Annotated in this window: 18 protein-coding genes and 1 pseudogene; 10 read left to right on the top strand and 9 right to left on the bottom strand. The window is 63.5% G+C overall.

The window, feature by feature from the left end:
• Positions 1-352: 352 nt before the first annotated feature.
• From ACFDS3_RS16540 to ACFDS3_RS16520, 5 genes are all read right to left on the bottom strand, one after another.
• A complete protein-coding gene (locus ACFDS3_RS16540) occupies positions 353-820 on the bottom strand; it encodes a DUF305 domain-containing protein (protein ID WP_375263457.1) in 468 nt (155 codons plus the stop codon).
• Positions 821-865: 45 nt separating this feature from the next.
• On the bottom strand, positions 866-1057 hold the full coding sequence (locus ACFDS3_RS16535) for a heavy-metal-associated domain-containing protein (protein ID WP_375263456.1): 192 nt from the start codon (positions 1055-1057) through the stop codon (positions 866-868).
• 130 nt (positions 1058-1187) lie between these two features.
• Positions 1188-2141: an ion channel gene (locus ACFDS3_RS16530; RefSeq protein WP_375263455.1), complete on the bottom strand. Its 954-nt coding sequence runs from the start codon at positions 2139-2141 to the stop codon at positions 1188-1190.
• A 205-nt stretch (positions 2142-2346) separates the two neighbouring features.
• On the bottom strand, positions 2347-2748 hold the full coding sequence (locus ACFDS3_RS16525; protein WP_375263454.1) for a four-helix bundle copper-binding protein: 402 nt from the start codon (positions 2746-2748) through the stop codon (positions 2347-2349).
• 83 nt (positions 2749-2831) lie between these two features.
• Entirely contained in the window at positions 2832-3104 is a 273-nt protein-coding gene (locus ACFDS3_RS16520) for a metal-sensitive transcriptional regulator (RefSeq protein ID WP_375263453.1), read from the bottom strand.
• A gap of 150 nt (positions 3105-3254) precedes the next feature.
• Here ACFDS3_RS16520 and ACFDS3_RS16515 point away from each other — a divergent pair, with 150 nt between their 5' ends.
• From ACFDS3_RS16515 to ACFDS3_RS16505, 3 genes and pseudogenes are all read left to right on the top strand, one after another.
• Positions 3255-3809 (top strand): c-type cytochrome, encoded by a 555-nt coding sequence (locus tag ACFDS3_RS16515; RefSeq protein WP_375263452.1) that lies wholly within the window; start codon positions 3255-3257, stop codon positions 3807-3809.
• Between the two features lie 23 nt (positions 3810-3832).
• Complete coding sequence (locus tag ACFDS3_RS16510; protein WP_375263451.1) at positions 3833-4693, top strand: DUF305 domain-containing protein; 861 nt, start codon at positions 3833-3835, stop codon at positions 4691-4693.
• Between the two features lie 35 nt (positions 4694-4728).
• Positions 4729-5470 (top strand): annotated as a pseudogene (locus ACFDS3_RS16505) (MauE/DoxX family redox-associated membrane protein).
• Between the two features lie 127 nt (positions 5471-5597).
• Here ACFDS3_RS16505 and ACFDS3_RS16500 read toward each other — a convergent pair.
• Positions 5598-5975, bottom strand: a complete 378-nt coding sequence (locus tag ACFDS3_RS16500; RefSeq protein WP_375263450.1) for a YetF domain-containing protein — start codon at positions 5973-5975, stop codon at positions 5598-5600.
• 20 nt (positions 5976-5995) lie between these two features.
• Entirely contained in the window at positions 5996-6151 is a 156-nt protein-coding gene (locus ACFDS3_RS16495; protein ID WP_375263449.1) for a hypothetical protein, read from the bottom strand.
• Positions 6152-6527: 376 nt separating this feature from the next.
• Here ACFDS3_RS16495 and ACFDS3_RS16490 point away from each other — a divergent pair, with 376 nt between their 5' ends.
• Genes ACFDS3_RS16490 through arsH form a run of 4 tightly spaced genes read left to right on the top strand, consistent with a single transcriptional unit; the run spans position 6528 to position 9063 of the window.
• Positions 6528-6863 (top strand): ArsR/SmtB family transcription factor, encoded by a 336-nt coding sequence (locus ACFDS3_RS16490; protein WP_375263448.1) that lies wholly within the window; start codon positions 6528-6530, stop codon positions 6861-6863.
• Between the two features lie 10 nt (positions 6864-6873).
• Entirely contained in the window at positions 6874-7938 is a 1065-nt protein-coding gene (gene arsB, locus ACFDS3_RS16485) for an ACR3 family arsenite efflux transporter (protein WP_375263447.1), read from the top strand.
• Positions 7938-8360 (top strand): arsenate reductase (glutaredoxin), encoded by a 423-nt coding sequence (arsC, locus tag ACFDS3_RS16480; RefSeq protein WP_375263446.1) that lies wholly within the window; start codon positions 7938-7940, stop codon positions 8358-8360. Before arsB ends, arsC begins: the two co-directional genes overlap by 1 nt.
• Positions 8353-9063 carry an arsenical resistance protein ArsH gene (gene arsH / locus ACFDS3_RS16475; protein ID WP_375263445.1) on the top strand — a complete coding sequence of 237 codons (711 nt, stop codon included), beginning with the start codon at positions 8353-8355 and terminating at the stop codon, positions 9061-9063. Before arsC ends, arsH begins: the two co-directional genes overlap by 8 nt.
• 89 nt (positions 9064-9152) lie before the next feature.
• Here arsH and ACFDS3_RS16470 read toward each other — a convergent pair whose 3' ends face one another.
• Positions 9153-9365 (bottom strand): hypothetical protein, encoded by a 213-nt coding sequence (locus ACFDS3_RS16470; protein WP_375263444.1) that lies wholly within the window; start codon positions 9363-9365, stop codon positions 9153-9155.
• A gap of 134 nt (positions 9366-9499) precedes the next feature.
• Between ACFDS3_RS16470 and ACFDS3_RS16465 the strand changes: the two genes are divergently transcribed.
• Entirely contained in the window at positions 9500-9814 is a 315-nt protein-coding gene (locus tag ACFDS3_RS16465; protein WP_375263443.1) for a PadR family transcriptional regulator, read from the top strand.
• Entirely contained in the window at positions 9783-11009 is a 1227-nt protein-coding gene (gene chrA, locus ACFDS3_RS16460) for a chromate efflux transporter (RefSeq protein ID WP_375263442.1), read from the top strand. Before ACFDS3_RS16465 ends, chrA begins: the two co-directional genes overlap by 32 nt.
• A gap of 204 nt (positions 11010-11213) precedes the next feature.
• Here chrA and ACFDS3_RS16455 read toward each other — a convergent pair whose 3' ends face one another.
• The gene (locus tag ACFDS3_RS16455) at positions 11214-12344 is read right to left on the bottom strand and encodes a putative sulfate/molybdate transporter (protein WP_375263441.1); all 1131 of its coding nucleotides are present in this window, start codon (positions 12342-12344) and stop codon (positions 11214-11216) included.
• Between the two features lie 452 nt (positions 12345-12796).
• Between ACFDS3_RS16455 and ACFDS3_RS16450 the strand changes: the two genes are divergently transcribed.
• The coding region (locus ACFDS3_RS16450; RefSeq protein ID WP_375263440.1) for a transglutaminase family protein at positions 12797-13457 on the top strand (661 nt) is incomplete at its 3' end.

Genomic DNA, 13457 nt, shown 5'->3' with positions numbered 1-13457 from the left:
CCCCGATGATCTGCTCTTCGCTGAACCTCGATCTCTTCATTGTCCGTCTCCTCGTCGGAGCGGACTCTACCTCAAACTGGAGGAAGAAACGGGGCTCAGGTCACCAGCGGTGACCACCAGCGTCATGCGGCGGCGCCGTCAATCGACCGGACGGCAGGGGCTATTGCCAATCGGCCTGCCCTTCGACTCGCGCACCGCAACACGCCGCACAGTATGCCTGGTACATTGCGCGGTCCGTGGCGATGGCGTCGGCAATTCCGTAGCTTGGTCTTGCCGAACTGCGATGCGACTGGCGGTCATGGCGCGGCACCGACGGCAAGGCCGGTGCCGATCAGGACGGACAGCCTCGCCTTCATTCGGCGTTGTCGGCGATCCACTGCCGCAGGAAGGTGATTTCTTCTTCCTGCGTGGCGATCACTTCTTCGGCAAGCTGCCGCAACTGGGGATCTTCGCCATGCTCAAGCGCGACACGGGCCATGTCGATCGCACCCTGGTGATGGCCGATCATGCCGCGCGCGAAGTCGATGTCGGCATTGTCGGTGAATTCAATGTCCATCGCCTCGTGCATCGCGAGGTTGGCAGCTCGAAAGGCTTTGGTCGCGGGCGATCCGGCCGCCTCGTCATGGCTGTCGTGACCTTGCGCCTGATCGGGGGGCGTTGCTCCGCCATGGCTCATGTCCTCCATCATCATCTGACCATGATCCATGCCGTGTGTGTTGCCGCCATGCGCGGTGTCCTGGGCCACGGCGCTTCCGGCAAGTGTCGCAGCGCCCATCAGGGTAACCAGGCCTACGATGGCCCCAGTGTTGTAGAAAATCATTATCTTGCTCCGTGGTTTTTCGGCTTCCGCTGGAGACGTTGGATTCTATCTGACGGTGTAGCCTTCGGCTTCGATCGCTTCCCTGACCGCTTGCGGGTCGCCTGCCGAGTCGACGGCAACCTGGCCCGAGGAACGGTCCACGGCTACCTTCGCAGCCGGGTCCACGGATTGAACAGCCTTCGTGACCGCACGCTCGCAGTGGCCGCAGGTCATGCCTTCTACTTCAAGGGTCAACATGAATGGTCTCCTCGCTCGATCCGCAATGGATGCGGGGGGTTCCTACGCTGGAAGGTCAAGACCCAGTCAGACTGCCTACCGCGCGTTCGAACGCGCAAAGCCGATGCGGTTGTTCCGGCAAGCATATACTTCAGCGGTCCAGAGCGTCAGGGAGAGACCAGCCGCTGTTTTGCAGCATTCCGTACGCCCGGCTGCGCACCTCGCGCTGTTGAGAGATGGCGCTCTCGAAGTTTTCCGGCGAGACGGTGGGAATCCCGGCTTCGGCCACGCGTGCCAGGTCCGGTGTGGGCGGGACATCATCTGCTGCATTCGAGCCGCTCTGCCCGGCATGTTCGAAAAAGTCGGTCAAGGCGCGTCGGGCGGAGAATACGTCCAATGCCGCCGGACGGCTGTCGGGCGTGACGCCATGCTCAACCAGAAGCAGCGCCTCATTGAGCTTCGCGATCTGGACAGGCATGGCGCGGCCTTCCTCTGGAGTGTTGAATGTGTGCAGAATGGGATAGGACAGGTGTGATGCCGCCGTCCCGGCGATCTGTGACGAGAGACTGGCCAGCCTTGTGCCGAGAGAGAGCAAATTCCCGTCTCGCCACCCGTTGATGACGATCTCCTCCGGCGTGTCACCAAGAGAGGCTATCACGGACGCAATGGCCCGCTTCTGTGCTGCGGCAGAGAGCATCGGCACAAGATACGTGGCAGACATCGTCACCGACAGAAAGCCGGTGCCGACGCACAGCGCGGTCAGGATCTGCCACACGGCCCCGTCCGGCCGATAGTCGCCCAAGCCCAACGTGAAGAGGGTGAACCCGGTGAAGTAGATGCGGGCGATCAGGTCGGCAGGTTCTCCGTCGCTCGTCCGCACGACCGCGTCGGCGACGGGCAGGAAAACCAGCGTCCAGCCGGCCCAGAGAAGCACCACCCACATCACGATCGTGCAGAGCGAGAGAATGCCGCCGGCGGATCCGCGTAGCGGCCCGGGGCCCCAGGGAAGGCGCTGCCAAAGGCCAAGGATCATTTTCGCGCTCAGGGGACCGCCGCCGCCCAGGCTGATCGTGGTGTTGAACATGTCGTAGAGCGTCAGCAGCACGATCAGTGCTCCGAGAACTATGATTGCAGTCTCGATCATGGGTACTCGACGGCCGAAGCCGCCCTCCTCCGATTAGTCCAGATCGCTGATCGCCTCTTGTGAGAACCGGATACGACGATCTGCCGCCCGACCAGGGTGCAGCGAGGCAAGTTCATCGAACAAAAGCGAGGAGAATCCGGCGGCCGGTCGGCCGCCGGGAATCCGGTCACTTCACCTGTGCCAGTGCCTCGTCGCATGCGGCAGCGCAGCGGCGGCAGGCTTCGGCGCAGATACGGCAGTGCTCGTGCTTCTCGGCGTGCTGGGTACACTCTTCGGCACAGCGATTGCAGGCTTCGGAACAGGCCTTGATCGCGGCAGCCAGGACCCCCTCGTTGGACCCAGTGCGGCGCGAGGCCATCGCGCCGGTTGCCGCGCAGATGTCGGCGCAGTCGAGGTTGAGGCGGATGCACTGGCGCAAGTTGGCCACCATCTCCTCGGCCAGGCAGGCATCGGCACAGGATGTGCAGGCTTGTGCGCAGGCATAGGCCTCTTCGATGAACGTCAGCAGCGCGTCCGCCGTGCTGCCCTGAACGTCAGGGTGGGTACTGATCATTTCACGAACTTGCATGGAACTCTCCTTCCCGGTTGCAGAGACCGATCAACCGTACCGACGGGGGGTATGTTCCATCGCCTCTTCCTGTCCCGCCGTTGCTACCGGCAAACCTTCTCGAAGACGGAAACAAGTTCTTGGAACTTCTGTCTCTGCTCCTCAGCATTCCCTGCGCCGATCGCATCTTCCACGCACTCGTCCGCATGGTCCTGCAACAGCAGCAGTTCCACTTGCGAGAGCGCAGATTTGACGGCCAGCGCCTGGTTCAGGATGTCGATGCAATAGCGGTCTTCCTCGACCATGCGGGCAATCCCGCGCACTTGCCCCTCGATGCGCGCAAGGCGCTGGAGAGCTTTTTCTTTTCGATCTTTCATCAGGCCACCTCGTATCCCGACCCCTTAACCGGTCCTTCCGCTTGAAGGTTTCGCGGAACAACGTGCGACGCCTTCTGTTGGTAGAACCGTACCACCCGGGGGTACTGCTCCTACTGACCCGTCCCAGTTTGCCCAAGACCGGAGATCGATATGAAAAAGCACCCATTCACCGTCGGGATCGTTGGTGGGATTATCGGCACCCTGCTCATCGCAATCGTCGTCTGGCTCGCGGTTGCCTATAGCGGCGCGTACAACGTCGCTGCCACCGACAGGCATTTCGATGCGGTACGATGGACGCTCGAGACGACAATGCGCCGATCCGTCTCGAGCCGGGCGGATGATGTGGACCTGCCCGAGATCTCCGAGCAACTCATTGCCCAAGGCGCCGGGTACTACTCGGAGAGCTGCGCCCATTGTCACGGCGCGCCCGGAAAGGAGCCGGCGGCGTGGTCGCGCGGCATGCGGCCCGAACCCCCGCACCTGGTGGAAGCCGCAACCGAGTGGACCACGGAAGAGATCTACTGGATCGCCGAGAACGGCATCAAGATGTCTGGCATGCCCGCCTTCGGCCCCCAACGCGGGCCGGAGGAAATCGCCGCGATCGCCGCCTTCGTGTCGCAACTTCCCGGCCTCTCTGCCGAAGACTACGCAGCGCTGACGGGCGGCGGCCACGGGCAGCAAGGTCAAGCCGCCACAATCGAATGACCTCGAAAGCGAGATAACCCGTCATGTCCTATGTCCGTTTTGGCCTGATGATCCTCACCTCCACCGTGGTGATGTTCATCCTGATGTACATCAACACCTACGCGTGGGAGCATCTCTTCTGGTCGGAGACGCGCACCTACATGGCCGTCCTGATGGGCGCCACGATGGCGGTCATCATGCTGGCATTCATGCTGGGCATGTATTCGAACAAGAAGCTCAACGCGGCGATCTTCGCAGGCTCCATCGTGGTCTTCGCCCTGTCGCTGTGGTTGCTTCGCAGCCAGGCCACGGTGAGCGGTCCCGCGTATATGCGGGCGATGATCCCGCACCACTCGATCGCGATCATGACGTCCGAGCGGGCGCAGATCCGCGATCCGCGCGTGCAGAACCTGGCGCACGAGATCATCGAGGCGCAGCGTCGGGAGATCGCGGAGATGCGCTACCTGATCGATGACGTGGAGTCAGGCAACATCGTCGAGAGCATCTATCAGGATCCCCCTGCTGTACCGGGCACAATCGAGGACGTCTTGTCGAATACCCTGATCAGCCATCTTTATCCCTCGCCTCTTCCGGAGGCTGAAGCCGACCAGGTCCTCGATGCACAGGGGGTCTGCACGTTCAGCCGCAGCCCGGAGACCCATCCCGTCCTGTGGACCGGTCAGGACCAGGATCAGGCTGCCATGAAGCTGAACGGCATCATTCTTCCCCTCGAAGGAGCCGGCGAGGGTCCTGAGGGCGGCATCGTGTTCGAAGCGCCGGGAGCGTCGGTAAGTGTTCAGCCCCTCGGCGACGACGCCGGCTGGCGGGCCGACGCCGAACTGGTCTTCTCGCTCGAGCAGGGCCTGACAGTCGGCTATCGCGGTTTCTGGTCTTGCGAGGGCTGATCAGAGGACGGCGCACGGAAAAAAAGGAGCCCCTCATGGCCTCGAACCAAAAGTCCGCCGCGCTTTACCGGATGGTGATGCCCGGTCACGTCTGTCCTTACGGCCTGAAGTCGAAGGATCTGCTCGAGCGCCGAGGGTTCACCGTGGAAGATCACCACCTCGAAACCCGAGATCAGACCGACGCCTTCAAGGAGGAGCATGGGGTAATGACCACTCCTCAGACCCCATCGGATCGGCGGGTTCGATGACCTGCGCCAGTATTTCGGACAGCGGGTCAGCAAGGGCGACGAGACGAGCTACCGGCCGGTCATCGCGATCTTCTCGATGGCGTTCCTCATGGGGCTGGCGCTGAGCTGGTACGTCTTCGGCACAATCTTTATGATTCGGGCCTTCGAGTGGTTCATCGCGATCAGCATGTGCATCCTGGCAATCCAGAAGCTCCAGGACATCGAGAGCTTCTCGATCATGTTCCTGAACTACGACATCCTCGCCCGCCGCTGGGTGCGGTACGGCTACCTCTACCCATTCGGCGAAGCATTGGCGGGGATCTTCATGGTCGCCGGCGCGCTTATCTGGATTGCGGCGCCGGTTGCGCTCTTCATTGGGACGGTGGGAGCAATCTCGGTCTACAAGGCTGTCTATGTCGAGAAGCGCGAGTTGAAATGCGCGTGCGTCGGCGGTTCCAGCAACGTGCCCTTGGGCTTCGTATCCCTCACCGAGAACGTGATGATGATCGCCATGGGGATCTGGATGCCTGTCCGGATGCTGTTCGGCTGAGCCTCGGCGTTCGCTCGGCCGACAACTCGGCGATGGAACGGTGGAATGCACTTTCGAGAATCCCCGAGAAGCCGGTCGGCGCAGCAATTTCACATGTTGCTCTCGGCTTCTGCCACTGGTGGCAATTTTAGCGAGGATCGTTCAGCAGCGCGCCTGCATCTCCTGCCCGGGCTTTGCCGACAGCTGCGAGTTTCCCATTCGCCTCCATGATGATTGCCTCGATATCAAGAAGGGATCCAAAACCGTTCTGTCTGACAGCGCCCACGAGCTCGTGTTCCGTGATCCTCTCCTGCCGCATCGCGTCTCGCTGCCAGTTGCCTTGGTAGAAGAGAAGCGCCGGTGACGCCGACCCGACGCTCGGCGCCTCGCAACCGTTGTCTGAGAACGGCTGCAACGAACTGAAGATCCTCTGAAGCGCAAGCAAGGCGCCGTAGGCAAGCGTGCCCATCACGAGGATGCGGAGGATCGGAACCCAGCCTCCGAAGAAGAAGGTGACGTCGCTCATGATCCGGTGTGCTTCCAGTTTCAGATGTTGTTCCTGATCACGCCCAGAAAGCGTTCGCGCCGAAAGCGGCGATAACCGTTGGCCTTGCGCTGCGGGTGAACGAGGTCCGCGTTCTCGTCGTAGCAACTCGTCCTGGCCGGCAGACGGAAGCGGCTTGAAACCTGAGCGATGTTCATGTCGTCCTTCTTATTCCGCAGGGACTGGGGCAGAGGTACTTCGTCGCTGGGTGTGACGGTTCTATTGTCTGGGCGCGCTGGCACTACAAGAACTCGGCATTTTCTCGGCAGGAAAAACAACGACTGCGCCATCGCGACTGCGGCTCAGGTTCGGAGGCCTGCTTAACCAGCGCTTGGTATGAGGCCGTCGCCGGTGTTGAACCACCCAAATGGTCGTTATCGACCGCCCGTCACTCCGCAACTGCCGCGGGCGCCGTCGGTTCGAACAAGGCATGGGTCGAGGGATGGTGGTCGGCTGTGCGGGCACAGCCGACCTTCCCGAGCAGGAGGGCTACTGCGCTTGACACTCGCGCTATATAGCAATAGTTCGGGATATATGGATAAAGAAAGTGCTCTCGAGGCTTTCGCCGCTCTCAGCCAATCGACCCGGCTCGATGTGTTCCGCCTGCTCATCAAGGCTGGCGAAGCCGGCATGTCGGCCGGCGACATCGGTACTACTCTCGGAGTGCGCCAGAACACGATGTCGGCCAACCTGTCGATCCTGGCGCGCTCCGGCCTGATCCGGAACGAGCGGGAAGGCCGCAGCATTCGCTACTTCGCCGACATGAACGGCGTGCGGGGGCTGCTGGCGTTCCTGATGAAGGATTGCTGTGCCGGTCGCCCCGAGTTGTGCCAGCCCGTCATCGACGCAATCGCCTGCCCCCAGCCATAGGAAGACCGTCATGGCCGACACCTCACTTCCCGCCGCGGCAGGTCTGGGCACCTTCGAGCGCTGGCTTTCGGTCTGGGTGGCGCTGGCAATCGGCGCGGGACTTATGCTCGGCAACCTGTTTCCAGGCCTCTTCGGCGCGTTGGCCGCGCTGGAGATCGCCTCGGTCAACCTGCCTGTGGCGGTCCTGATCTGGGCAATGGTTTATCCGATGATGGTCGGCGTGGATTTCGGCTCGCTGAAGCGCGCGGGCGACAAGCCGAAGGGGCTCGTTGTGACGCTGGTGGTGAACTGGCTGATCAAACCCTTCACGATGGCAGCCCTGGGCGTGCTGTTCTTCAACTATGTCTTCGCCGGGCTGATCCCGCCGGACGACGCGCAAGCCTACCTGGCGGGCGTGATCCTGCTGGGGGCGGCGCCCTGCACGGCGATGGTGTTCGTCTGGTCGAACCTCACGCGCGGGGACGCGACCTATACGCTGGTGCAGGTCAGCGTGAACGACGTGATCATGGTCTTCGCCTTCGCGCCGATCGTCGCGTTCCTGCTGGGCGTGACGGACATCGTCGTGCCCTGGGACACGCTGCTGCTGTCGGTCGGCCTCTATGTCATGCTGCCGCTGCTGGCAGGATTCCTGACCCGCCGAAGCCTCGTCGCAAAAGTTGGCGAGGCCGGGGTAGAGTCCTTCAAAAGCCGCGTGCAGCCGTTCTCGATTATCGGGCTGCTGGTGACGGTCGTGCTGCTTTTCGGATTCCAGGGCGAGGTCATCCTCGACCGTCCGCTCGTCATCGCGCTGATCGCCGTGCCTTTGCTGATCCAGTCCTACGGCATCTTCTTCGCGGCTTATGGCGCAGCGCGGGCCTGGGGCATCCCGTTCAACGTCGCAGCCCCCTGCGCCCTGATCGGCACGTCCAACTTCTTCGAGCTGGCCGTGGCCGTCGCCATCAGCCTGTTTGGGCTCGGATCGGGTGCGGCGCTGGCAACGGTCGTCGGCGTTCTGGTCGAGGTGCCGGTGATGCTGTCCCTCGTCGCCTTCGCCAACAGGACGAAGCACTGGTTCCCCGCCGAGGAGGGCGCGTGATGAGCATCGTCATTCACCACAACCCGGACTGCGGCACCTCGCGCAACGTGCTGGCGATCATCGAGGCGTCGGGCGAGACGCCGGTGGTCATCGAGTATCTCGAGACGGGTTGGACGCGACCGCAGCTCCTAGCGCTGTTCGCGGCCGCCGGTCTGACGCCGCGCACGGCACTGCGGACAACACGGTCCCCGGCAGGGGAGCTGGGCCTGCTCGATCCGTCAGTCAGCGACGAGGCGATCCTGACCGCGATGCTGGAGCATCCGATCCTGGTCAATCGCCCCATCGTCTGCTCGCCCAAGGGCGTGCGCCTCTGCCGCCCCAGCGAGGCCGTGCTCGACCTGCTGGACAACCTGCCGCCGGGTCCCTTGGCGAACGAGGATGGAACGCCGCTCATCGACGCAGAAGGAAATCGCGTTGCCTGATACTCCGAACCTCGACGAGCGCCACTTCCAGCCGATCGATACGGATCGCTTGCTGTCGCCCGAGCGGGCGACACATGCGCCCCAGATCTTGCTGCTCTATGGCTCGCTGCGAGAGCGCTCGTTCAGCCGGCTGATGACCGAGGAAGCCGCCCGCATCCTGACAAGGTTCGGAGCCGAGACCCGGACCTATAGCCCCTCCGGCTTGCCCCTGCCGGATGATGCAGAGGCCGACCATTCGAAGGTGCAGGAACTGCGGGAATTGGTCGCCTGGTCCGAAGGCATGGTCTGGTGCTCGCCCGAGCGGCACGGCGCGATGACCGGCATCATGAAGACCCAGATCGACTGGATTCCGCTGTCCCTCGGCGGCGTGCGCCCGACCCAGGGCAAGACTCTGGCGGTCATGCAGGTCAGCGGTGGCTCGCAGAGCTTCAACGCGGTGAACCAGCTCCGCATCCTCGGCCGATGGATGCGCCTGCTGACCATTCCGAACCAGTCCTCCACCCCGAAGGCCTTCCTGGAGTTCGACGAGGCAGGGCGCATGAAGCCGTCGCCGTTCTACGACCGCGTGGTCGACGTCATGGAAGAGCTGATGAAGTTCACGATCCTCACCCGCGACAACAAGGCCTACCTGCTGGACCGCTACAGCGAGCGGAAAGAGAGCGCCGCCGACCTGTCGAAGCGCGTGAACCAGAAGGCGAGTTGATCGACCGTCAGACGCAACCGCGTCCGTGATGCCGGAGGCGGCCAAAGGCACTGGCCGCCTCGACGGCGGCCAGTGTGAGAGCACTGCGCTCAGTCGCGCCAGGCGCTCTCGTTCTTCTGTTCGTAGTCGCTGAACGCCTTCTTCAGCCCGCCCAGCACTTCGGCGGCCGTCTCGAACATCGCCTCCAACTGCGGCTCATCGACCTTGTCGATGTCTGCGCGCAGGTGATCCATCATCTCCTGTAGACGGGTCTGCATCTGCTGGGTGTGGTGACGCGGATTTCGATCTGCTTCGCTGGCCATGCAGGTTCTCCTGTCGATATGTTCGGTTGCACCCCGCCGATCTCGCCAAGCGGGTTGCACGAGGAACCACCCTCGCTGTAATCGGTTCCCGATATCGGGTTTCGATTGCGAGGTGAGCATGGGACGAGCCGAAGATGGAACACCAGGAATTGCTTTCGGGCTTCATCCGGCTGCACGTGCTGCATCATGCCGCCGAGGGCGACCTCTATGGGAACTGGATGATCGAGGAGCTGGCACATCACGGCTACAGGATCAGTCCCGGAACGCTTTACCCGATGCTGCATGCGATGGAGCGCAAGGGTTACCTGACCTCCCGCGTCGAGCGGGCGGGCCGCTCGCAACGGCGCATCTACCGAGCCACGCCCTACGGAATGGAGGCGCTGACGATGGCGCGGGAGAAGATCAGGGAGCTGTTTCATGAGGTCGCACCCGAAGACCGAGGCGCCTGACGCCACGGCCCCGCGCGGCTCGGCCGGAGAGGTCTTTCGCGCCTTCCTGAAGCTCGGGTTGACCTCTTTCGGGGGGCCGGTCGCGCATCTCGGCTATTTCCGCGACGAGCTGGTCCTTCGGCGCAAGTGGATCGACGAGGCAGGCTATGCCGATCTGATCGCGCTCTGTCAGTTCCTCCCCGGTCCGGCCAGCAGCCAGGTTGGGTTTGCGCTCGGGCTGCTTCGCGGCGGCCCGCTCGGGGCGGCCGCGGCATGGGCGGCATTCACCTTGCCGTCCGCCCTGCTTCTGGTGCTGTTCGCCTTCGGTGCATCCGCGTTCGACGGCCTGGTCGGGTCGGGCTTCCTGCACGGCCTCAAGATCGTCGCGGTCGCCGTCGTCGCGCAAGCCGTGTGGGGCATGGCCAGAACGCTCGCCCCGGATCGACAACGGGCCGCCATCGCCCTCGCCGCCGTATTGATCGTGGTCTTCGCCGGCGGCTCCGTCGGGCAGATCGCGGCAATCGTCATGGGCGGCATCGCTGGTGTCTGGCTCTGCCGCGACGTCGCAGCACCGGATACGAACCACCTGTCGTTCGCGGTGCCGAAGCGCGTCGGAGCCGCGGCGCTCGGGCTCTTCTTCGTCCTGCTGTTGCTTCTGCCAGTCCTGTCGGGGGCTCTGTCATCGCAAGGGATCGAGCTGCTGGACGCCTTCTACCGTGCAGGCGCGCTGGTGTTCGGTGGCGGCCATGTCGTCCTACCGCTGCTCGAGGCGGAGGTGGTCCGGCCCGGTTGGGTAAGTGAGGACGCGTTCCTCGCCGGGTATGGCGCGGCACAGGCCGTTCCGGGGCCGCTATTCACCTTCGCCGCCTATCTTGGTGCGGCCATGGAGCCGGAGCCGAATGGCGCGCTCGGCGCGGTGATCGGGCTCATCGGAATCTTTCTACCCGGTTTCCTGCTGCTGATCGGCGTGCTCCCATTCTGGGATGCGTTTCGGACCCGGCCCCGCGCACAAGCCGCGATGCGCGGCGCGAACGCGGCGGTGGTCGGCATCCTCGGCGCGGCTCTTTACGATCCGGTCTGGACGAGCGCGATCTTCACCTCGCGCGACTTCGCCCTCGCCTTGGTAGGTTTCGTTCTGCTGACCGTCTGGAAAACGCCGCCATGGATCGTCGTGTGCCTGCTCGCGGCGGGAGGGACAGCGCTGGCGATGCTTTAGACGTGAGGGAATGGCCCGGGATGATACACGGGATTCGCGGCTACGCACTATGGACGGTGATCGCCGCTGCCACCGTGCCCTGTCTATGCTTCCGATACCGCAACTCGCTACGGACGGCGGGCGCCGCGCCGCACCGCACCCGCTATGCCGAAGGCCGAGCCTTTCATTGGCCTTTCTCATTTGACCGCAAGCGGGCCGTTGTCACTAAGCTGAACGGCGTAGCGCCCGCACTGCGGCCGTCCGTCCGCCTTCCGCCGCCGTGCCCGCCACCAAAGCCCAGAATGGATCGAAGAAAACGGTGGCTCCCGCAGTCGCGGCGATTACGGGATAGCAGGACGGCTTGCAGTCGAAGAGCCTTTTGCTCACGGCGAGCTCGCACGATGCCACCAGAAGCAGCGCGCCAAGTCCGGCTGCGGGAATTGCTGCAAGCACTGCCAGCCCAGCACCGTCGGGCACCAAGGCTACCGCCAGCAGCGCTACGCCCAGAATGAGGGGAGCCCCGCCGCTCCGGGCGCCAAAGCGGTGATGGGCGGCAACACCGCCGGCACCGTGGCACATCGGCAGGGCGCCGAAGGGCGCGAGCAGCAGATTGCCCAGACCTGACGAGATCGACAGCCGACGCGGTGTGACATGGCGCGCCGCCTCGTCGAAGTAATCGCCGGCGATGAGGGCCGTGAGGATGATTGCGTTCGTCAATGTCAGGGCGAGCTGCGGCAGGACGAAGACGGTAACGCCCTGTTGCATCTCCTCCCAAGACGGCAGGCCCACCAGCGTCGGCGTGGCCAAGGTGGTCTCGGCGAGTGGAAGCGGCTCCAGATCGAAGGCCCTGCCGGCCAGCAGAGCGGCAGCCACGGCGATCGCGGCGGCTGGAAGTCGTGTGCGGAGCAGGACCGCGATCAACAGGACGAGAGCTATGCCGAGCACAGGCGCCGTCGCCACGAGTTCGAACGCCACCAAGGATAGCGTGATGCCCAAGCCGAGTTGCAATCCCGCCAGAACCGATTGCGGCACGAGGCGGCCGATCCTGTCGATCAATCCAGTGCTGCCAAGGATCAGAAGGATCGCGCCGATCATCATACCGCTTGCGGCGAGACTCTCCGGCGACACTTCCGCCGTCAGCAGAACCGCCGCGACCGCTTTCATGGGCTGCACCGGGATCGGCAGGCGATACCAGAAGGCCGTGGCGATGTAGGAGAGAGCGAAGCCGAGGACGACCGGCATCGGAGCAAGGCCGACCACAGCGATTGTGCCGAGCATCAGGGGCAGGAGTGTGCCCAGATCGCCAAGAGCGCCGCTTGCCTCCCGTAGATCGAACCTGAACCGCGCGCCGCGCATCGAACCTGCCCCCCTTCAATCTTCGCGCCAAAGTAAAGGAACGCGGGTCGAGTGTCGAATGGACGCCGCTCCAGAGACGGCGCTACGTCGCTACCACGAGGACAGTCACTATTGGCGAAGCGGCCTTTCGCCGCGGATGACACCGGCGGCGGGAACCCTTTTTTACGGTCGATTTCGGCCGCGCGTTGCATCGAAAGATGCCTCAACGCCCTCCCCACACGCGACGAAAGCATTTTTGGCCATCCAGTTGGCCCGGACCGCATGCTTGAGACCATAAGGCATGTGCATCATGGCAAAACCGAAAGCGTTAGGCGCTCGGTCAACAGGCGGTGAATGTCGGCGGCGGCATACAACCCTCCCCGAAGTAGCCGCGCGTCGTGTAGATCAGCCTTGAAGCTCAAGTCGCTGTAGCCATTACATTGGTCGCAAGGACGATTCGAAGGAGACCGGCCATGCCGACCGACGCCCCGCTGCTTCAGCCCACGCGGCTGCTCGACTTCACCGCTGGTCCCGTTCAGAATCTGATCGACCGGCGAGGCTGGCCTGATCTCGGCGAGCACGAGCGGATCGGCGCGGCCTACGACTTCGTCCGAAACGGGATCCGCTTCGGCTACAACCGGCGGGACGAAATACCGGCCTCCGAGGTGCTGTCCGATGGCTACGGCCAGTGCAACACCAAGGCTACGCTGCTTATGGCACTTCTACGCGGGCTCGGCGTACCTTGCCGGCTGCACGGCTTCACGATCCACAAGGCACTCCAACGAGGTATCGTGCCCGAGGTGGTGTATTCTATCGCGCCGAGCGAGATCCTGCACTCATGGGTCGAAGTCCGGGTGAACGGCAGATGGGTGAACCTTGAGGGCTTCATCCTTGACGCAGCGTACCTTCGCGGGCTTCAGGGCGCATTTCCCGATCGCGAGAGTCTCTGCGGATACGGCGTGGGCACAGAGACCCTTGCCGCGCCGCCCGTCGCCTGGCGGGGTGGCGACACCTACATCCAGAAGACCGGGATTTCACGCGACCTTGGAACGTTCGGCACGCCGGATGACTTCTATCGTCAACACCGGCAAGAGTTCGGCCACCTGCGCGGCTGGCTCTACGGGCGCGTCATTC

Source organism: Palleronia sp. (assembly GCF_042089775.1).
In the GTDB taxonomy this organism is placed as follows: domain Bacteria; phylum Pseudomonadota; class Alphaproteobacteria; order Rhodobacterales; family Rhodobacteraceae; genus Palleronia.
This window is presented reverse-complemented; position numbering and strand designations above follow the sequence as displayed.